The organism is Dryocola boscaweniae, from assembly GCF_025215095.1.
Classification (GTDB): Bacteria; Pseudomonadota; Gammaproteobacteria; order Enterobacterales; family Enterobacteriaceae; genus Dryocola; species Dryocola boscaweniae.
In genome coordinates this window covers 36,887-57,227 of the sequence record NZ_JALHAP010000070.1, presented here as the reverse complement: position 1 = coordinate 57,227, position 20,341 = coordinate 36,887, and the positions used below count along the sequence as shown (strand labels likewise).

Genomic DNA, 20,341 nt, shown 5'->3' with positions numbered 1-20,341 from the left:
TTCTTCCGCAAGGTGCGGAAGGAAGGAGAATCAGGCCGTGCGCCTCATTTTTTGGTGGAGAAAGCAATGGCGGGGAATGACCGCGAACCTATTGGACGTAAAGGGAAACCAACTCGTCCCGCGAAAGAGAAGGTGAGCCAGCGTCGACTCAGGGAAGAAGACTACGACGATTACGGTGATGATTTTGATGACGAGGAACCGATGCCGCCACGTAAAGGAAAGGGGGGTGGTAATGGCCGTCCACCACGTAAAAAACACCGCTGGCTATGGTTCTTATTGAAGCTGTTTGTCGTCTTTGTGGTGCTGTTTGTGATTTACGGCGTCTACCTGGATCAGCAGATTCGCAGCCGTATTGACGGCAAAGTCTGGCAGCTCCCGGCGGCGGTGTATGGCCGCATGGTGAACCTTGAGCCGGACATGCCGTACAGCAAAAAAGAGATGATCAATCTGCTGGAAGCTACGCAGTATCGCCAGGTCACGCGTATGACGCGTCCGGGCGAGTTTACCGTGCAGGCCAACAGCATAGAAATGATTCGTCGTCCGTTTGATTTCCCTGACAGTAAAGAAGGGCAGATCCGCGCACGCCTGGTGTTTAATGGCGGGAGTCTGGAGTCGATCCAGAATATGGACAGCAACCGCAGCTTCGGTTTCTTCCGCCTGGATCCGCGCCTGATAACCATGCTGTCATCGCCAAACGGCGAACAGCGCCTGTTTGTGCCGCGCACGGGCTTCCCGGATTTGCTGGTCGACACGCTTATCGCCACGGAAGACCGTCACTTCTATGAGCATGACGGCATCAGCGTCTATTCCATAGGCCGTGCAATGCTGGCGAACCTGACAGCAGGGCGCACGGTGCAGGGCGCGAGTACGCTGACCCAGCAGTTAGTAAAAAACCTGTTCCTTACCAGTAAAAGAACCTACTGGCGTAAGGCGAACGAAGCGTACATGGCGCTGATCATGGATGCCCGCTACGGCAAAGATCGCATTCTGGAACTGTATCTGAACGAAGTGTATCTCGGTCAGAGCGGCGATAATGAAATCCGCGGTTTCCCGCTGGCGAGCCTCTATTACTTTGGTCGTCCGGTGGAAGAACTGAGCCTCGATCAGCAGGCGCTGCTGGTGGGGATGGTGAAAGGCGCGTCAATTTATAACCCGTGGCGCAACCCGAAACTGGCCCTGGAGCGCCGCAACCTGGTGTTACGCCTGCTGCAAGAGCAAAAGGTTATCGATCAGGAGCTGTACGACATGCTGAGCGCTCGTCCTCTGGGCGTGCAGCCGCGCGGCGGGGTAATTACTCCGCAGCCTGCGTTCATGCAGATGGTGCGCAACGAGCTGCAGGCGAAACTGGGTGACAAGGTAAAAGATCTCTCCGGCGTGAAGATCTTCACCACCTTCGACTCGGTTTCTCAGGATGCGGCGGAAAAAGCAGTTAGCGAAGGCGTGCCGGTTCTGCGTGCTTCCCGTAAGCTCAAAGACCTTGAAGCGGCGATGGTGATTGTCGACAGATATACCGGTGAAGTACGCGCGATGGTCGGTGGGGCTGAAACTCAGTTTGCAGGCTTCAACCGTGCGATGCAGGCGCGTCGTTCCATTGGTTCACTGGCGAAACCAGCAACCTATCTGACGGCATTAAGCCAGCCGGACAGCTATCGCCTGAATACCTGGATTGCGGATGCGCCAATCTCTTTGCGTCAGCCAAATGGCCAGGTCTGGTCGCCGCAGAACGACGATCGTCGCTTTAGCGGGCAGGTCATGCTGGTGGATGCGTTAACTCGCTCTATGAACGTGCCAACCGTTAATCTTGGCATGGCGCTTGGGCTGCCAGCCGTGACGGAAACATGGACGAAACTTGGCGTGCCAAGGGATCAGCTTAATCCGGTTCCTGCTATGATTCTGGGCGCGTTGAACCTGACGCCGATTCAGGTCGCGCAGGCGTTCCAGACTATCGCCAGCGGCGGTAATCGCGCCACGCTTTCTGCTCTACGTTCGGTGATTGCGGAAGACGGTACGGTGCTTTATCAGAGCTTCCCACAGGCGGAGCAGGCGGTACCGGCGCAAGCGGCCTATATGACGCTCTACACCATGCAGCAGGTAATGAACCGGGGTACCGGGCGTGCGCTGGGCGGCAAATACCCTAACCTGCACCTGGCCGGTAAAACGGGGACCACCAACAACAATGTGGATACCTGGTTTGCGGGTATAGATGGTAAAAAAGTGACCATCACCTGGGTTGGACGCGATAACAACCAGCCGACCAAGCTGTACGGTGCGAGCGGCGCGATGGCGCTTTATCAGCGTTATCTGGCAAACCAGACGCCAATTCCGCTGACGTTGACGGCCCCGGAAGATATCGTCGATATGGGGATAGATGACGCGGGTAACTTCCAGTGCGCAGGCGGTGCGACTCGTACTCTGCCTGTCTGGACGACTAATCCGGATGCGCTGTGTCAGCAAAGTCTGCAGCAGCAGCAGATGAACAATCCGTTCGATCAATCGTCCGGCGAATCTCAACAGCCACAACAACAGCAGCAACAGCAACAGCCTCAGCAGCAAGAAAAAAGCGATGGCGTTGCGGGCTGGATTAAGGACATGTTCGGTAATAACTAATTTGCAATATTCGTAATACAAAACCCCCGTTTGTAACGGGGGTTTTTCTTTTTGGTAAATCCCTGATAGTCCCTCTGGTTAATTATTATTCCCTCGACCTTTATAGGGACGTGATCCGCTTGCTATGCACTTTCCGTTTCGACTATTATCCCGCGGGCATAATAATAATTATCGTTTACGTTATCATTCCTCACATCATCAGAGATCACACAATGGCGCGTTCAATCACTGGACAACCAGTCAACACCTCTATTCGTAAGCTTGCCCTGCTTGTTGCGGCCGCTGTCGGCAGCATCAGCGCGTCAAGTTTTGCAGCAGACAACACGGCTAAAAAAGAAGACACCATCACTGTTTCTGCTGCGGCTCCGCAGGAAAGCGCGTGGGGACCGGCTCCGACAATTGCTGCGAAACATGCGGCAACCGCAACTAAAACAGATACCCCGATTGAAAAGACCCCGCAGTCTATTTCTGTTGTGACTAACGAAGAGATGCAGATGCATCAACCTAAGTCTGTTAAAGAGGCGCTGGGTTATACCCCTGGCGTTACTGTTAACAGCCGTGGGGCTTCCAGCACTTATGATTTCGTTATCATTCGTGGCTTCTCCTCCGTGGGTCTGAACCAAAACAACTATCTGGATGGCTTGAAACTCCAGGGTAACTTTTATAATGACGCGGTCATTGATCCATATATGTTAGAACGTGTTGAGCTGATGCGCGGCCCAACATCTGTTCTCTACGGTAAGAGCAACCCGGGCGGCATTATCTCTATGGTCAGCAAGCGTCCGACCACAGAACCGCTGCATGAAGTTCAGTTTAAGATGGGTACGGACAATCTATTCCAGACCGGATTTGACTTCAGCGATGCGCTGGATGATGACGGCGTGTACTCCTATCGTCTGACTGGTTTGGCTCGCTCTAATAACGAGCAGCAGCAAAATGCTAAGCAGCAGCGTTATACTATCGCTCCATCTTTCTCATGGCGTCCGGATGACAAGACTAATTTCACTTTCTTGTCCTACTTCCAGAATGAGCCAGAAACCGGTTACTACGGCTGGTTACCAAAAGAAGGCACGGTTGAGCCTTTACCAGATGGTTCACGTTTGCCAACCAGCTTCAACGAAGGCGCAACCAATAATACCTATTCCCGTAACCAGAAAATGGTTGGCTATAGCTTCGAACACGGCTTCGATGACACCTTTACCGTGCGTCAGAACCTGCGCTTTACCGAGATGAAAACTGCTCAACAAAGCGTTTACGGTACAGGTATCGATGCGACAAATGGTCATATGCTTAACCGCGGTACGGTTGTGGATAACGAACGTCTGCAAAACTTCAGCGTAGATACCCAACTGGAAAGTAAATTCGCAACGGGCGCTCTTGAGCATACCCTGCTGACGGGCGTTGATTACATGCGCATGCGTAACGACATCAACGCAACCTTCGGTAGCGCGCCTCAGTTGGATCTTTACAATCCAACCATGGAAGATTTTGATTTCGGCGATGCCGCTCCGTATCAAATGAACGAAAGCAAGCAGACCGGTATTTACGTTCAGGATCAGGCTGAGTGGGATAAGTGGGTTATGACTCTGGGCGGCCGTTATGACTGGTCTGAGCAAGCGACGACGGTTCGTGGCGATGGCGGCGGCTATATTGAACGTAATGACAAGAAATTCACCTGGCGTGGCGGTGTAAACTACCTGTTTGACAATGGCATTAGCCCTTACTTCAGCTACAGCCAGTCCTTCGAACCAAGCGCATTCGATCTCTGGAGCAATCCACGCACTTCTTATGCTCCGTCTAAAGGCGAACAGTACGAAGCTGGCGTGAAGTATGTACCGAAAAATATGCCGGTTGTTATTACTGGCGCTGTCTATCAGTTGACCAAAACTAACAATCTGACCGCTGACCCGAGCAATCCGTTAGGCCAGATTCCGGCGGGTGAAATCCGTGCTCGTGGTGTGGAGCTGGAAGCGAAAGCGGCGATTAATGCCAATATCAACGTAATCGCTTCTTATACCTATACCGATGCGGAGTACACCAAAGACACCAATCTGAAAGGTAATACGCCAGAACAGGTGCCGGAGCACATGGCTTCTCTGTGGGGTGATTACACCTTTAACGAAGGTGCGCTGAGTGGTCTGACTCTGGGCACCGGCGGTCGCTTCATTGGTAAAAGTTACGGCGATCCGGCGAACTCCTTTGAAGTCGGCAGTGCTGCTGTGATGGATGCCGTGGTCAAATACGATCTGGGTCGTTTTGGCATGAACGGTTCCAGCATTGCGGTAAACGTTAATAACCTGCTCGATCGTGAATACGTTGCCAGTTGCTTCCAGACTTATGGCTGCTTCTGGGGCGCCGAACGTCAGGTGGTTGCGACCGCGACCTTCCGCTTCTAATTGTATTCCGGGCACGGTTCGCCGTGCCCTTCAACAAGTTGGGCTATTATGCACGACAAACTCTCCCATCCTGATACCACCTTTAGCCTTACTGACGTCACCTTCCGTGTGCCTGGTCGCACATTGCTTCATCCGCTGTCGCTCTCCTTTCCCGTTGGAAAAGTCACCGGCCTGATTGGCCATAACGGCTCGGGTAAATCTACGCTGCTGAAAATGCTTGGTCGCCACCAGAAGCCAACGAAGGGCGAGATTCGCTTAAACGAACAGCCGCTCGACAGTTGGAGCAGTAAGGCGTTTGCCCGGCAGGTGGCCTATTTACCGCAGCAGCTTCCCGCAGCGGAAGGGATGACGGTTCGTGAGCTGGTCGCCATTGGCCGTTATCCATGGCACGGCGCGTTAGGGCGTTTTGGTGTTGCGGACAGGGAGCTTGTGGAAGAAGCGATTACGCTGGTTGGCCTGAAGCCTTTTGCTCATCGGCTGGTGGACAGTCTTTCCGGCGGCGAGCGTCAGCGCGCATGGATTGCGATGCTGGTGGCGCAGGACAGCCGCTGTTTGCTGCTTGATGAACCGACTTCCGCGCTGGATATCGCCCATCAGGTTGACGTGCTGGCGTTAATCCATCGTCTGAGCCAGGAGCGCGGCTTAACGGTAATTGCTGTGCTGCACGATATTAATATGGCCGCGCGCTATTGCGACCATCTGGTGGCGCTGCGCGGCGGCGAAATGATTGCTCAGGGCAGCCCGGCTGAGATAATGCAAAGCGCAACGCTTGAGCATATCTACGGCATTCCGATGGGCATTTTGCAGCACCCTGCGGGCGCGGCGCCGGTGAGCTTTGTTTACTGATGGCTGAACTGATTAACCCCTCAATTAGCCGTCGCCAGCTTGTGACGGCCCTGGCGTTATCGCCACTGTTATTCAAAATGGGCCGTGCGCATGCCGCGTCCATCGATCCTCATCGAGTCGTCGCCCTCGAATGGCTGCCCGCAGAGTTGATGCTCGCGCTTGGCGCCACGCCGATGGCGGTAGCCGATATGAACAACTATCGCGCCTGGGTAGGCGAGCCGGCATTGCCAGCCAGCGTTATTGACGTTGGCCTGCGTACTGAACCTAATCTGGAACTGCTTACCCAGCTTAAACCGTCGCTGATTCTCTATTCCGCCGGTTATGGGCCTTCGCCTGAGAAAATGACGCGCATCGCGCCAGGACTCGGTTTTAACTTTAACGATGGCTCAGGCAAGCCGCTGACCGTTGCGCGCCATTCCCTGACCGAGCTAGGGGAAAAGCTGGGCATGCAGCAGGCGGCAAAAGATCATCTGGCCCACTTTGATCAATTCATTGCTGAGATGAAACCGCGCTTTGCGCAGCGAAGCGATCGGCCGGTATTGCTGATAACGCTGCTCGATCCGCGTCACGCATTAATCGTTGGGCAAAACAGCCTGTTTCAGGAAGTGATGGATCTGCTGGGCGTAAAAAATGCCTGGCATGGCGAAACCAACTTCTGGGGCACTGCCGTTGTTGGGCTCGAGCGACTTGCGGTGATTAAAAATGCGGATGTGATTTGTTTTGATCACAATAACGACGCCGAAATGGAAAAAGTGATGGCGACGCCATTATGGAAAGCAATGCCGTTTGTACGCCAGAACCGTTTCCAGCGCGTGCCGGCCGTGTGGCTATACGGCGCAACTATTTCCGCCATGAACTTCACTAAAATGCTGGCGAAAGCCGTAGGGAGCGCTGCGTGAGACGTCATCATGTTCTGTTTCCTGCCGCGCTGCTGTCGATATTGTTTGCCGTTGCCTGTGCGCTAACGCTTCATAACCTGAATGCACAACTGCCCTCGGCGCAGTGGGCTAAGGCATGGTGGCAACCCAATATCGACGATATTAATCAAATGCTGTTCCACTACAGCCTGCTGCCACGTCTGGCGATTTCGCTACTGGTTGGCGCGGGGTTGGGGCTGGTCGGCGTATTATTCCAGCAGGTTTTACGCAACCCTCTGGCGGAACCGACGACGCTCGGCGTAGCCAGCGGCGCTCAACTTGGCGTGACCGTCGCGACATTATGGGCGCTTCCGGGCGGCTTTGAGACGCAACAGTTTGCTGCGCTAATCGGCGCGGGCGTTGTTGGCCTGCTGGTATTTGGCGTGGCGTGGGGCAAGAGATTGTCGCCGGTTACGCTTATCCTGGCGGGCTTAGTGCTCAGCCTTTACTGCGGTGCGGTCAATCAACTGCTGGCTATTTTCCATCACGACCAGCTACAGAATATGTTTCTGTGGAGTACCGGCGCGTTGAACCAGCAGGACTGGAGCATCGTCAATGGTCTGTGGCCGCGCCTGGTCGGCGGATTGTTGCTAACTCTGTTGCTGTTGCGTCCGCTGACGCTGATGGGCCTGGACGATGGCGTTGCGCGCAACCTTGGCCTGGCCCTTTCTCTGGTACGCCTTGCGACATTAATTCTCGCGATCGCGATCAGCGCGCTGCTGGTTAACGCGGTGGGGATTATCGGTTTTATTGGCCTGTTTGCGCCTTTGTTGGCGAAAATGCTTGGCGCTCGTCGTCTTGTGACCCGTCTGTTCTTCGCGCCGTTGATAGGCGCGCTGATCCTCTGGCTTTCGGACCAGGCTGTTATCTGGCTGGCAGGCGCATGGCGTGAAATCTCGACCGGTACCGTGACTGCGTTAATTGGCGCGCCGCTGCTGCTCTGGTTGCTGCCGCGCCTGCGTACGGTGGGCACGCCTGCCATGAACGCTGGTGATAATGTGCCTGCCGAACGGCAGCATGTTGGATGGTGGATTCTTATCGGCTGCGGGTTGCTGGCGCTGGTGGTTGTTACCGCGCTTACGCTGGGGCGCGATGCGCACGGCTGGAACTGGGTTAACGGCGAGATGTTCCAGCATCTTTTGCCATGGCGCTGGCCGCGTATGCTGGCGGCGCTAACGGCAGGGATGATGTTAGCCGTGGCGGGGAGCGTGATTCAGCGTCTGACGGGAAACGCGATGGCTAGTCCGGAAGTATTAGGTATCAGTTCCGGCGCGGCATTTGGCGTGGTGATTATGCTGTTTATCGTGCCGGGAGATGCCTTCGGCTGGCTGTTCCCTGCGGGAAGTCTTGGCGCGGCGATTACCCTGTTAGTAATTATGGTGGCGGCAGGACGCGGGGGCTTCTCGCCGCAGCGCATGTTGCTGGCGGGGATGGCGCTGAGCACCGCCTTTACCATGCTGCTGATGCTGTTGATGGCAAGCGGCGATCCGCGCATGGCGGGTATTCTCACCTGGATTTCCGGCTCAACCTATAGCGTGACGGGCGATCGGGCGGTTAAGACGTTGATGCTGATGATCGTGCTGTTTGCTCTGACTCCGCTGTGCCGCCGCTGGCTGATGATTCTGCCGCTGGGTGGCGCAACCGCTCGTGCGGTGGGCATGGCGCTTACGCCTTCACGATTTGGGTTGCTGTTGCTGGCCGCAACGTTGACCGCCGCTGCGACGTTAACCGTTGGGCCGCTGAGCTTTGTCGGGCTAATGGCTCCGCATATTGCGCGCATGCTCGGTTTCCGCCGTGCGATGCCGCAGTTAGTTATGGCTGCGCTGTTGGGTGGGATGTTGATGGTGGCTGCGGACTGGTGCGGAAGGATGCTGCTGTTCCCGGATCAGGTGCCGGCCGGGCTGCTGGCGACGTTTATCGGCGCGCCTTATTTCGTTTATTTGCTGCGTAAGCAAAGCCGCTAGTGAATAAGCATCCTCTCCCCGTCGGGGAGAGGACAAAGAGTGATTAAAGCTTCGCAAACACCCGACGCGCAGCGTCGATGGTTTTCTGAATATCTTCCTTCGAGTGCGCGACCGACATAAAGCCTGCTTCAAATGCGGACGGCGCCAGGTACACGCCTTCTTCCAGCATCAGGTGGAAGAACTTCTTAAAGCGCTCCACGTCGCACGCCATCACATCCTTGTAGTTGGTCACGGTTGGCGCATCGGTAAAGAACAGGCCGAACATGCCGCCAACGTTGTTGACGACCAGTGGGATATTCTCTTCTTTTGCCGCGCGCAACAGGCCATCAGCCAGCATTTCCGTGAGTTCGGTTAACGTCTGGTGGATACCCGGCTGGGCAACCGCTGTCAGACAGGCATAACCTGCAGCCATAGCGATTGGGTTACCGGAGAGCGTGCCCGCCTGGTAAACCGGGCCGGTTGGCGCCAGCGCGTCCATGATTTCACGACGGCCGCCAAAAGCGCCCACCGGCATGCCGCCGCCGATGATTTTGCCAAGGCAGGTCAGATCCGGCTCAACGCCGTAATAAGACTGAGCGCCGGCCAGCGCCACACGGAAGCCGGTCATCACTTCGTCGATAATCAGCAGGGCGCCAAATTCATCACACAGCGCGCGTAAACCTGGCAGGAAGTCATCGTTTGGCGGGATACAGTTCATGTTGCCCGCGACTGGTTCAACGATGATGCACGCCACGTCCTGCGGGTACAGTTCAAACGCTTCACGTACTGAGGAGAGATCGTTATAGGTGCAGGTGAGGGTGTGTTTTGCAAAGTCTGCAGGCACGCCAGGCGAGTTCGGCTGGCCCAAAGTCAGTGCGCCGGAACCCGCTTTCACCAGCAGGCAGTCGGCGTGGCCGTGATAGCAACCTTCGAATTTAATGATTTTGTCGCGGCCGGTGAAACCGCGCGCCAGGCGAATAGCGCTCATGGTGGCTTCAGTGCCGGAGTTCACCATGCGGACCATGTCCATGGTTGGAACCAGTTCCGTCACCAGCTCCGCCATTTTTACTTCCATTTCGGTCGGTGCGCCAAAGCTCAGGCCGCGTTCCACGGCTTCAATGACCGCGTTACGAATAGCCGGGTGGTTATGGCCGAGGATCATCGGCCCCCAGGAGCCAACATAATCGATATAGGCTTTGCCGTCGGCATCAAACAGATAAGCGCCGTCGGCGCGTTCAACAAACAGCGGGACACCGCCGACTCCGGTAAAAGCACGTACCGGCGAGTTCACCCCGCCTGGGATGACTTTACGGGCGGCATCGTACAGATTTTCTGACTTACTCATGAATCGGCTCCTGATTCGTGAAAAGAATGGCAACGGACTATTCTAAGGGAAACCTTCGGGGTTATGAAAGTTTTGCCCGGGCGCGCCGAGCGAGTAGAATGCCTGCTCGATTTGTATTACTTATTAATGATTATACCAATGAATCCTTCTCACCCCTCTTTTGAAGCACAGCAGGCCGTCAGATTGCGCAGGGGCGATATGGTACGTCGCCTGATTCGCCGGGACAAAACGCCGGTGGCGATTCTGTTTATGGCGGCTATCGTCGGAACGCTGGCCGGGCTTGTGGGCGTTGCTTTCGAAAAGGCAGTTAACTGGGTGCAGCAAAATCGCCTGGCGATGCTGACGCATGTTGCAGATTATTCGCTGATAGTCTGGCCGCTGGCGTTTATCAGTTCAGTGCTGTTAGCGATGGTGGGCTACTATCTGGTGCGTCGATTTGCCCCGGAAGCGGGCGGGTCAGGTATCCCCGAAATTGAAGGCGCGCTGGAAGAGCTGCGGCCGGTGCGCTGGTGGCGGGTGATCCCGGTGAAATTTATCGGCGGGATGGGTACGCTCGGTGCGGGTATGGTGCTGGGGCGTGAAGGTCCGACGGTGCAACTGGGCGGAAATATTGGTCGCATGGTGCTGGATATTTTCCGCCTGCGTGGGGCGGAAGCACGGCATTCTTTACTGGCGACGGGCGCTGCTGCCGGGCTTTCAGCGGCATTTAACGCGCCGCTCGCGGGTATTTTGTTCATTATCGAAGAGATGCGTCCGCAGTTTCGCTACAACCTGATTTCCATTAAAGCGGTTTTCATCGGCGTGATTATGTCGAGCGTGGTGTTCCGTATTTTTAACGGTGAAAACGCAGTAATCGAAGTGGGCAAACTTTCTAATGCGCCGGTTAATACGCTCTGGCTGTATCTGGTATTAGGGATGGTATTCGGCGTGGTGGGCGTATTGTTTAACTCGCTGGTGTTCCGGACTCAGGATATGTTTCAGCGTATCCACGGCGGCGAAATAAAAAAATGGGTGCTGATTGGCGGCCTGCTGGGCGGGATTTGCGGCGTGTTAGGGCTTATCCAGCCTGCGGCGGCGGGCGGTGGTTTTAACCTTATACCTATTGCCGCTGCGGGAAATTACACGCTGGGCATGCTGCTGTTTATTTTTATCGCCCGCATTATTACTACGCTTTTATGTTTTTCTTCAGGCGCGCCTGGCGGGATTTTTGCACCGATGCTTGCGTTGGGCACGCTGCTAGGCACGGCATTCGGTATGGCAAGCGCGGCATGGTTCCCGGCTTATCATCTTGATGTTGGTACATTTGCTATCGCGGGGATGGGCGCGCTGTTTGCCGCCTCGGTGCGTGCGCCGCTTACCGGTATCGTGCTGGTTCTGGAAATGACTGACAATTATCAGCTCATTTTGCCAATGATCATTACCTGTCTTGGCGCGACACTATTAGCACAATTTCTCGGCGGTAAACCGCTATACTCCTCGATACTTGCGCGGACGCTTGCTAAGCAGGAAGCCGAAAAGCAGGCTAAGGCACAGCCGACCCCTGCCGGGGAGAATACTTGAACGATTTGACTGCGTATTAGATAATGGCCCTAAAGATCGGGTTAATCTTTGTCCGATTTCTTATTTCGTTGGGAGCAAAAAATGAGTGATGACGTAGCGCTGCCGCTGCAGTTTACAGAAGCCGCAGCCAAAAAAGTAAAAAGCCTGATCGCAGATGAAGAGAATCCGAATCTCAAGCTGCGCGTCTATATCACCGGTGGTGGTTGCAGCGGCTTCCAGTATGGCTTCACCTTTGATGACCAGATCAACGACGGCGATATGACCATTGAGAAGCAAGGCGTCGCGCTGGTGGTTGACCCGATGAGCCTGCAATATCTGGTGGGCGGCGCGGTGGATTACACTGAAGGTCTGGAAGGTTCTCGCTTCGTGGTGACCAACCCGAATGCAAAAAGCACCTGCGGGTGTGGTTCTTCCTTTAGCGTGTAGGTCGGATAAGCGAAGCGTCATCCGACAAAACGGGCAAAAATGGTGGATGACGCTTGCGCTTATCCACCCTACAACAACCGTTTAACGACCTTTGTCAGTAATCTGAGCCGTGTTTTTTAACACGGCTTTTTTATTGTCTATTGTCGGTCATCCAACGCAAACGTCGGCAGTTTGAGGTGCCAGCGAATCGCCGCCAGACGTATCGTGAGCGTAACCACCATGCCAATCATGCTTGCCTGCTCCAGCGGTACTTTGAATGTATAGAAAGCTGTAGCATGCACGATGCCGCCGATGATACAGGCGGTGGCGTAAATTTCCGTCCGCAGGATCATGGGGATTTCACGCGCCAGCACGTCGCGAATAATCCCGCCGCCAACGCCCGTCAGCACGCCCATGCAAATTGCAATCAGCGGGCTGGTGCCTGCCAGGAAGGCTTTGTTGACGCCAATCCCCACAAATACCGCAAGCCCGACGGCATCCAGCACCGGTAAGATCCACTTCGGCAGGCGGCGAGGCTGGCGCACCAGCAGGATCGTCAGCAGGCAGGTGACCATCGCCACCACCAGGTCTGTCGGATCTTTTACCCAGAATACTGGGCCATTCGCCAGAGCCATGTCACGTATTGTCCCTCCGCCCACGGCTGTGACAACGCCCAGCACCAGCACGCCAAACGGGTCCATACGAAGTTTGCCGGCAAGCAGCACGCCGGAGATGGCAAAGACGGCTGTGCCAATGATGTCCAGCCAATAAACGAGCATGTAAGAGTTACCCTCAAGTAAGCTTATTTTTCTGCCAGCTCCGTACAGAGCTGTTTTGCGGCGAGGATAATACGCGGGCCCGCGCGGCTAAACCAGTCATCATTCACCGCTTTAACCGGAATAGTTAGCTGGGGCTGCCAGAATTGTTGCACCGGCGGAATTTTGCTTTCGTCGCCAGTGATGATAATAGCCTGCGGTTTACGGATGAGCACTTGCTCACGGCTGACCTGCGGCCACGGAACGCGGCTATCGGCAAAGATATTTTCTCCGCCGCACAACGCCAGGATTTCATCCTGAATCGAACCCTTACCGGAAGTAAAAAGGGGATGTTGACCAAACTGGAGAAACACTTTTTTCTTCGCCGCTTGCGCATACTGAGCTTTTAACGCCTGGAATTCTGCCGCCAGTTGATCGGCCGCTTTAGTCGCTGTTTCCGGCGTTGGGCTGTATGCCCCAAGCTGGCGCAGCGCTGAAATCACCTCTTCAACCGTTGTGGGATCTAACCAGACGATTTTTATCCCAAGCGCTGCCAGTTGGTTTACCTGCCGTTCCGCATTTCCTGCTCGCCAGGCCAGCACCACATCCGGCTTTAACGCCACGATGCGTTCAAGGTTCATGCCCTGCCAGTTCGCCACCTGCTCAAGTTTTTTGGCTTCTTCTGGGTAGTCCGACCAGGCGCTCACCGCCACCGGCGTAATACCTGCCGCGAAGGCAAGTTCGGTATTACTGGGCGACAGAGAAATAACCCGCGGCGCGGCGCACAGCAGCAACGGCAAGCAAAAAAGAATGGCGCTTATCCCGCGCCAGAGCGTCCTGTTAGCCACGAGCCAGTTTCTGCACCAGATTTTCAACCATCAGCGTGGACTGTTTAGCCGCTACCGCCAGGAATTCGTCGAAGCTCAGGTGAGACTGCTGGTCGGCCACGTCAGAAATAGCGCGCACCACCACGAACGGCGTACCGAAGTTGTGGCAAACATGCGCGACAGCCGTGGCTTCCATTTCTACCGCAACGGCCTGTGGGAAGTTATGGCGGATTTTCGCCAGCGCGACGGAACCGTTGATAAACGCATCGCCGCTGACAACCAGGCCGCGTACCGCGTTCAGGTTCAGCTCGCTGATGCATTCTTCTGCTGCGGCAATCAGTTTTGCATCAGCAGCAAAGCCCGCAGGACAGCCGGGCAACTGGCCGTATTCATAACCAAAAGCGGTGACGTCCGCGTCGTGATAGCGCACTTCGTCGGAAACAACGATATCACCCACTTTCAGCGTTGGCGCCAGACCGCCTGCGGAACCGGTATTGATGACCACGTCAGGCTTGAAATGCTCAAGCAGTAAGGTTGCGCCCAAAGCTGCCGCGACTTTACCGATGCCGGATTTCAATAACGCCACTTCCACGCCGTTCAGGGTGCCGGTGTAAATTTCACAGCCCGCAAGTTTCAGCGTTTGGCGATTTTCGATTTTGTCACGCAGAAGCGTAACTTCTTCTTCCATCGCGCCAATAATGCCTGCTTTCATAGAGATACTCGCAATCGTGTTAGTTAGGATGCATAGTCTATCATGGCAAGCATCAAGGAATTAATCCGCTCTTGATTTGGGCGAAGGAGAGGGCATGAGTGAACTAGATTTCCGCAAGAAAATTAACTGGCACCGCCGTTTCCGCTCGCCTTCCGGCGTCAAAAATGAACATGAGATTTTGCGCATTTTTGAGAGCGATCGCGGAAGGATCGTAAACTCTCCGGCGATCCGCCGCCTGCAGCAAAAAACGCAGGTTTTTCCCCTTGAGCGAAACGCTTCTGTGCGTACGCGGTTGACGCACTCCATGGAAGTTCAGCAGGTTGGGCGCTACATTGCCAAAGAAGTTCTCAGCCGCCTTAAAGAGCAGCAAAGCCTCGAAAAGTATGGTCTGAGTGAACTGACCGGGCCTTTTGAAAGCATCGTCGAAATGGCCTGTCTGATGCACGACATCGGCAATCCCCCTTTCGGGCATTTTGGCGAATCGGCTATCAACGACTGGTTTCGCCAGCGCCTGTTTCCCGCCGATGCCGGCAGCCAACCCCGCAGCGACGATCGCTGCAAAGTCGACGCCCTGCGGCTGCGTGAGGGCGAGGATAAGTTAAACGAGCTGCGTCGCAACGTGCGCCAGGATCTCTGCCAGTTTGAAGGCAATGCGCAGGGGATCCGCCTGGTGCATAGCCTGCTGCGCATGAATCTGACCTGGGCGCAGGTTGGCTGCATTCTGAAATATACCCGCCCGGCCTGGTTTGTCGGCAAGCCCCCGGAAAGCCACGCATATTTGATGAAAAAACCCGGCTTTTATCTTTCAGAAGAGAGCTATATCAAGCGCCTGCGTGCGGAGCTGCAGCTAGGTGAATTCAGTCGCTTTCCTCTTACATGGATTATGGAAGCAGCGGACGATATCTCTTATTGCGTGGCGGATCTGGAAGATGCCGTTGAGAAGAATATTTTTAGCGTCGATCGGCTTTACCAGCATCTTTGCGAGGCCTGGGGCGAGCGCAAGCAGGACGATCTGTTTGAAAAAGTCGTTAACGAAGCATGGCGTAAATCCAGCACCAACCAAATGCGCCGCAGCACCGAAGATCAGTTCTTTATGTATTTGCGGGTGAATACTTTAAATCAACTGGTTCCCTATGCGGCCCAGCGTTTTATCGACAATCTTCCGGAAATTTATACGGGCGAGTTTAATCATGCTTTGCTTGAGGACGACAGCCCGTTCGCGCGCCTGCTGGAATTATATAAGCAGGTGGCGGTAGAACAGGTCTTCAGCCATCCTGAGGTGGAACAGTTAGAGTTGCAGGGCTATCGGGTGATTGGCGGCTTACTTGAAATTTACAGCCCGCTACTCAATATATCCGCCGAGGACTTTGCTGAGCTGGTGGAAAAAGAGAGCCTGCGACGTCTGCCAATTGAGACGCGGCTTTATCATAAATTGTCGACCAAACACCGGCTTGCTTATATCGAAGCCGTAAATGACTTAACGCCTGCGAGCCCTGAATATGCCGTCTGGGAATATTATTATCGTTGCCGGCTGATTCAGGATTATATCAGCGGCATGACGGATCTCTACGCATGGGATGAATACCGACGTCTGATGGCGGTGGAATAGCGAGTCGTTGAGTTTTGTAAAGACGAACAATATTTTTTTACTTTTTCCAGTGAGTTATCGGTGGAACTAAGCGCTATAACTCCACTCTATATAGACCTGCACAGCAATTATGCGTGACTTATAACTTGAGAATGAAAGAGATGAAAAAAACCACTTTAGCAATGAGTGCGCTGGCTCTGAGTCTGGGTTTGGCGCTGGGACCTATGTCTGCCACCGCCGCTGAGACGGCTTCTTCCGCATCTGCGGCCCAACCGCTGCCAAGCCTTGCGCCGATGCTTGAGAAAGTGATGCCATCGGTGGTGAGTATTAACGTTGAAGGCAGCACCACGGTAAATACTCCGCGCATGGGGCGCAACTTCCAGCAGTTCTTCGGCGACAATTCGCCATTCTGTCAGGAAGGTTCACCCTTCCAGAGTTCTCCATTCTGTCAGGCTGGCCCTGACGGCGGGGCTGACGGCGGCTCGCAGCAGCAGAAATTTGCCGCTCTTGGTTCCGGCGTAATTATTGACGCCGCTAAAGGCTATGTTGTTACCAACAACCACGTTGTTGATAACGCGACAAAAATTCAAGTTTCCCTGAGCGATGGCCGCAAGTTTGAAGCAAAAGTTGTGGGTAAAGATCCGCGTTCAGATATCGCTCTGCTGCAATTGCAGGATCCGAAAAACCTGACGGCGATTAAAATGGCCGATTCCGACGGCCTGCGCGTGGGCGACTATACCGTGGCAATCGGTAACCCGTATGGTCTGGGCGAAACCGTGACATCCGGGATTGTCTCAGCGCTTGGCCGTAGCGGTTTGAATATTGAAAACTACGAAAACTTCATTCAGACGGATGCTGCGATTAACCGCGGTAACTCCGGCGGCGCGCTGGTTAATCTGAACGGTGAATTGATCGGCATTAACACCGCGATCCTTGCTCCGGACGGCGGCAATATCGGTATCGGCTTTGCGATTCCAAGCAACATGGTGAAAAACCTGACCGCGCAGATGGTGCAGTACGGCCAGGTTAAGCGTGGTGAGCTGGGCATTATGGGTACCGAGCTGAACTCAGAACTTGCAAAAGCCATGAAGGTCGATGCGCAGCGTGGTGCGTTCGTAAGCCAGGTTATGCCTAACTCTTCCGCAGCGAAAGCAGGCGTGAAAGCTGGTGACGTGGTGGTTTCTATGAACGGTAAAGCAATCAGCAGCTTTGCAGCATTGCGCGCAGAAGTCGGTTCTATGCCGGTTGGCAGCAAAATTACCCTTGGCCTGCTGCGCGACGGTAAACCCGTATCTGTTAACCTGGAACTGCAGCAAAGCAGCCAGACTCAGGTAGATTCCTCAACCATCTTTACCGGTATTGAAGGCGCTGAAATGAGCAACCGCAGCGGTAAAGATGAGAAAGGCGTGATTGTTAATTCCGTGAAAGGCAATACTCCGGCTGCGCGTATCGGCCTGAAAAAAGGCGATATTATTATCGGTATTAACCAGCAGCCGGTGAACAACATCGCTGAACTGCGCAAAGTCCTCGACACGAAACCGTCGGTGATGGCGCTCAACATTCAGCGCGGCGATAGCACTATTTATCTGCTGATGCAGTAATGATTTCGGACTGAGTTAGTCCATGTAGCCAGGGGCCGCTTTCGCGGCCCCTATTTTTTGTGAACCTTTCCACAACTCCACACTATTACCCGCGGCTTTGGGCTTTTGCACAATGTCGGAGCTATTTATCTCGCTTATGCTGGGCCATTAGCACGACCCGGAGAGTAAGAAATGGCTGGCTGGCATCTCGATACCAAAATGGCGCAGGACATTGTGGCGCGCACGATGACCATCATCGACACCAATATCAACGTCATGGATGCCCGCGGGCGGATCATCGGCAGCGGCGATAAAGAGCGTATTGGTGAACTGCACGAAGGGGCATTGCTGGTGCTCTCGCAGGGGCGCGTGGTGGATATTGATAATGCGGTTGCCAGACATCTGCACGGCGTGCGTCAGGGAATCAATCTGCCGCTGCGCATTGACGGTGAAATTGTCGGCGTTATTGGGCTGACGGGCGAGCCGGAGTCGCTGCGCAAGTACGGCGAGCTGGTCTGTATGACCGCCGAGATGATGCTGGAACAGTCCCGGCTTATGCATCTGCTGGCCCAGGACAGCCGCCTGCGTGAAGAGCTGGTCATGAACCTGATTCAGGCAGAAGAGCTCTCTCCGGCGCTGACAGAATGGGCGCAAAGATTAGGTATCGATCTCAATCAGCCCCGCGTTGTGGCGGTAGTGGAAGTAGATAGCGGTCAGCTTGGCGTAGATAGCGCCATGGAGGAGCTTCAACAACTGCAAAACGCGCTTACCACACCCGAGCGCAATAACCTGATCGCCATCGTCTCTTTGACGGAGATGGTCGTGCTGAAACCAGCGCTGAATCAGTTTGGACGCTGGGACGCTGAAGATCATCGCAAGCGCGTCGAACAGCTTATCAGCCGCATGAAAGAGAACGGTCAACTGCGTTTTCGCGTGGCGCTTGGTAACTATTTTACCGGCCCCGGCAGTATCGCGCGCTCGTATCGCACTGCTCGTACAACGATGATGGTCGGCAAGCAGCGCATGCCGGAAAACCGCAGCTATTTCTATCAGGACTTGATGTTGCCGGTTCTGCTGGACAGCCTGCGCGGCGGCTGGCAGGCGAATGAGCTGGCGCGTCCGCTGGCGCGTTTAAAAACTATGGATAACAACGGATTACTGCGCAGAACGTTAAGCGCGTGGTTTCGACATAACGTGCAGCCGCTGGCAACTTCTAAGGCGCTGTTTATCCACAGAAATACGCTTGAATATCGGCTGAATCGTATTTCTGAACTAACCGGTTTGGACCTGGGGAATTTCGACGATCGATTGTTGCTGTACGTTGCGCTGCAGCTGGACGAACAAAGATAAAAAGGGCCGGAAAACCGGCCCCTTACACGACTGACTATCGGGATTATTTATTACGGGTTAACTTTTCCAGATCGGCTTCGATTTCGCTGATCTTGTTGGTTACTACCGATTCCAGATGACGCAGATCGTCGAGGATCTTACGCTTCAGATCCACTTCGGTGCGATCGCGCTGGCAGAGCTGATCTAATTCATCGATCACGTAGCGCAGGTTAGGGCTAATTTCCTGCACTTCTTTGTAACCCTGTCCTACGCCATCGGCGACGATGGTTTTGCGCTGGCGCGGATACTTAAACTTCACGCTTTTGGCAAAGAACTCGCCTTTATCCTTCTGGAAATAGATTTTCAGGATATCGTTGTTGGCTTCCTGCCGGAGGCTGTAACGATCGATTTCATCAGGATTGGTAATACCCAGACTTTTCAGGTTATCGTACATAGCGTTACCTTTTCGATATCATTAACCTATAGATAATCAACGGAAAATTCCTTTCCCGCCAGTCCCGTATGCAAAAAAGGCGGGTTACCCCGCCTTTTTGAACATTTATATTTAGTCGATAGTGCGAAGCAGTTCGTTGATGCCCACTTTTCCGCGAGTTTTCGCATCAACTTTTTTCACGATAACCGCACAGTAAAGGCTGTATTTGCCATCTTTGGACGGCAGGTTACCGGAAACGACGACGGAGCCCGCCGGCACACGACCATAATGCACTTCGCCGGTTTCACGATCGTAAATGCGGGTGCTCTGGCCGATGTATACGCCCATGGAAATCACGGAGCCTTCTTCAACGATAACGCCTTCCACCACTTCTGAACGCGCGCCGATGAAGCAGTTATCTTCAATAATAGTTGGGTTAGCCTGCAGCGGTTCCAGAACGCCGCCGATGCCGACGCCGCCGGACAGATGCACGTTTTTACCAATCTGCGCGCAAGAACCGACTGTTGCCCAGGTATCAACCATAGTGCCTTCATCAACATACGCGCCAATGTTCACATAAGAAGGCATCAGCACGGTGTTGCGGGCAATGAATGCGCCCTGACGAACGGCCGCTGGCGGCACAACGCGGAAGCCTTCTTTCTGGAAGCGCGCTTCGTCGTAGTCGGCGAATTTCATCGGCACTTTATCGAAGTAGCGGCTTTCTGCGCCTTCCATGACCTGATTGTCATTAATACGAAAAGAGAGCAGAACGGCCTTCTTCAACCACTGGTGAGTGACCCACTGACCTTCAATCTTTTCGGCAACGCGCAGCGCACCGCTGTCGAGCAGGGAAATAACCTGGTTTACCGCAACGCGTGTAACGGTATCTACGTTTGCCGGAGTGATGTCGGCGCGGCGCTCGAAAGCGGACTCAATTACATTCTGTAGCTGCTGCATTGGTAAATTTTTCCTGATGGTGACATTACCCTTCATCCTTCAAGCTGCAGGGGTGTTGGCTGCACTCACTTACCCGAATCACTTACTTAAGTAAGCTCATCGGGATAAGCTCCCTTGCCGCCTACCTGCAACTCGAATGCT

16 protein-coding genes are annotated in these 20,341 nt (G+C 54.3%); 10 read left to right on the top strand and 6 right to left on the bottom strand.

What is annotated here, in order from left to right; genetic code table 11:
- The first annotated feature begins 66 nt into the window (after positions 1 to 66).
- The 5 genes from mrcB (at position 67) to fhuB (ending at position 8,730) form a co-directional block, all read left to right on the top strand.
- Positions 67 to 2,607 carry a bifunctional glycosyl transferase/transpeptidase gene (gene mrcB / locus MUA00_RS03730; protein ID WP_271121895.1) on the top strand — a complete coding sequence of 847 codons (2,541 nt, stop codon included), beginning with the start codon at positions 67 to 69 and terminating at the stop codon, positions 2,605 to 2,607.
- A gap of 212 nt (positions 2,608 to 2,819) precedes the next feature.
- Positions 2,820 to 5,003 (top strand): ferrichrome porin FhuA, encoded by a 2,184-nt coding sequence (gene fhuA, locus MUA00_RS03725; protein WP_271121896.1) that lies wholly within the window; start codon positions 2,820 to 2,822, stop codon positions 5,001 to 5,003.
- 48 nt (positions 5,004 to 5,051) lie between these two features.
- On the top strand, positions 5,052 to 5,849 hold the full coding sequence (fhuC, locus tag MUA00_RS03720; RefSeq protein ID WP_271121897.1) for a Fe3+-hydroxamate ABC transporter ATP-binding protein FhuC: 798 nt from the start codon (positions 5,052 to 5,054) through the stop codon (positions 5,847 to 5,849).
- Positions 5,850 to 5,857: 8 nt separating this feature from the next.
- Positions 5,858 to 6,748, top strand: a complete 891-nt coding sequence (gene fhuD / locus MUA00_RS03715) for a Fe(3+)-hydroxamate ABC transporter substrate-binding protein FhuD (RefSeq protein ID WP_271121943.1) — start codon at positions 5,858 to 5,860, stop codon at positions 6,746 to 6,748.
- Positions 6,745 to 8,730, top strand: a complete 1,986-nt coding sequence (fhuB, locus tag MUA00_RS03710) for a Fe(3+)-hydroxamate ABC transporter permease FhuB (RefSeq protein ID WP_271121898.1) — start codon at positions 6,745 to 6,747, stop codon at positions 8,728 to 8,730. The genes fhuD and fhuB overlap by 4 nt, the downstream gene beginning before the upstream one ends.
- Before the next feature lie 43 nt (positions 8,731 to 8,773).
- On the opposite strand, the gene hemL is transcribed toward fhuB, so the two are convergent.
- A complete protein-coding gene (gene hemL / locus MUA00_RS03705; RefSeq protein ID WP_271121899.1) occupies positions 8,774 to 10,054 on the bottom strand; it encodes a glutamate-1-semialdehyde 2,1-aminomutase in 1,281 nt (426 codons plus the stop codon).
- Positions 10,055 to 10,192: 138 nt separating this feature from the next.
- Here hemL and clcA point away from each other — a divergent pair, with 138 nt between their 5' ends.
- Both clcA and erpA read left to right on the top strand, forming a co-directional pair.
- The gene (gene clcA, locus MUA00_RS03700) at positions 10,193 to 11,614 is read left to right on the top strand and encodes a H(+)/Cl(-) exchange transporter ClcA (RefSeq protein WP_271121900.1); all 1,422 of its coding nucleotides are present in this window, start codon (positions 10,193 to 10,195) and stop codon (positions 11,612 to 11,614) included.
- An 81-nt stretch (positions 11,615 to 11,695) separates the two neighbouring features.
- On the top strand, positions 11,696 to 12,040 hold the full coding sequence (gene erpA / locus MUA00_RS03695; RefSeq protein ID WP_271121901.1) for an iron-sulfur cluster insertion protein ErpA: 345 nt from the start codon (positions 11,696 to 11,698) through the stop codon (positions 12,038 to 12,040).
- Positions 12,041 to 12,177: 137 nt separating this feature from the next.
- Here erpA and MUA00_RS03690 read toward each other — a convergent pair whose 3' ends face one another.
- From MUA00_RS03690 to mtnN, 3 genes are read right to left on the bottom strand one after another with little or no spacing between them, the layout of a single operon-like run.
- Positions 12,178 to 12,798: a TRIC cation channel family protein gene (locus MUA00_RS03690; protein ID WP_271121902.1), complete on the bottom strand. Its 621-nt coding sequence runs from the start codon at positions 12,796 to 12,798 to the stop codon at positions 12,178 to 12,180.
- A 23-nt stretch (positions 12,799 to 12,821) separates the two neighbouring features.
- Complete coding sequence (gene btuF / locus MUA00_RS03685) at positions 12,822 to 13,622, bottom strand: vitamin B12 ABC transporter substrate-binding protein BtuF (RefSeq protein WP_271121903.1); 801 nt, start codon at positions 13,620 to 13,622, stop codon at positions 12,822 to 12,824.
- The gene (gene mtnN / locus MUA00_RS03680) at positions 13,615 to 14,313 is read right to left on the bottom strand and encodes a 5'-methylthioadenosine/S-adenosylhomocysteine nucleosidase (protein ID WP_271121904.1); all 699 of its coding nucleotides are present in this window, start codon (positions 14,311 to 14,313) and stop codon (positions 13,615 to 13,617) included. Before mtnN ends, btuF begins: the two co-directional genes overlap by 8 nt.
- A 94-nt stretch (positions 14,314 to 14,407) precedes the next feature.
- Here mtnN and dgt point away from each other — a divergent pair, with 94 nt between their 5' ends.
- The 3 genes from dgt (at position 14,408) to cdaR (ending at position 18,831) form a co-directional block, all read left to right on the top strand.
- Positions 14,408 to 15,922 (top strand): dGTPase, encoded by a 1,515-nt coding sequence (dgt, locus tag MUA00_RS03675; protein WP_271121905.1) that lies wholly within the window; start codon positions 14,408 to 14,410, stop codon positions 15,920 to 15,922.
- Positions 15,923 to 16,062: 140 nt separating this feature from the next.
- Positions 16,063 to 17,502, top strand: coding sequence for a serine endoprotease DegP (gene degP, locus MUA00_RS03670; protein WP_271121906.1), 1,440 nt, complete (start codon positions 16,063 to 16,065; stop codon positions 17,500 to 17,502).
- 171 nt (positions 17,503 to 17,673) lie between these two features.
- Entirely contained in the window at positions 17,674 to 18,831 is a 1,158-nt protein-coding gene (cdaR, locus tag MUA00_RS03665) for a DNA-binding transcriptional regulator CdaR (RefSeq protein WP_271121907.1), read from the top strand.
- 43 nt (positions 18,832 to 18,874) lie between these two features.
- Here cdaR and MUA00_RS03660 read toward each other — a convergent pair whose 3' ends face one another.
- The gene (locus tag MUA00_RS03660) at positions 18,875 to 19,264 is read right to left on the bottom strand and encodes a DUF3461 family protein (RefSeq protein ID WP_271121908.1); all 390 of its coding nucleotides are present in this window, start codon (positions 19,262 to 19,264) and stop codon (positions 18,875 to 18,877) included.
- Between the two features lie 111 nt (positions 19,265 to 19,375).
- Positions 19,376 to 20,200: a 2,3,4,5-tetrahydropyridine-2,6-dicarboxylate N-succinyltransferase gene (gene dapD, locus MUA00_RS03655; RefSeq protein ID WP_271121909.1), complete on the bottom strand. Its 825-nt coding sequence runs from the start codon at positions 20,198 to 20,200 to the stop codon at positions 19,376 to 19,378.
- Positions 20,201 to 20,341: the final 141 nt, after the last annotated feature.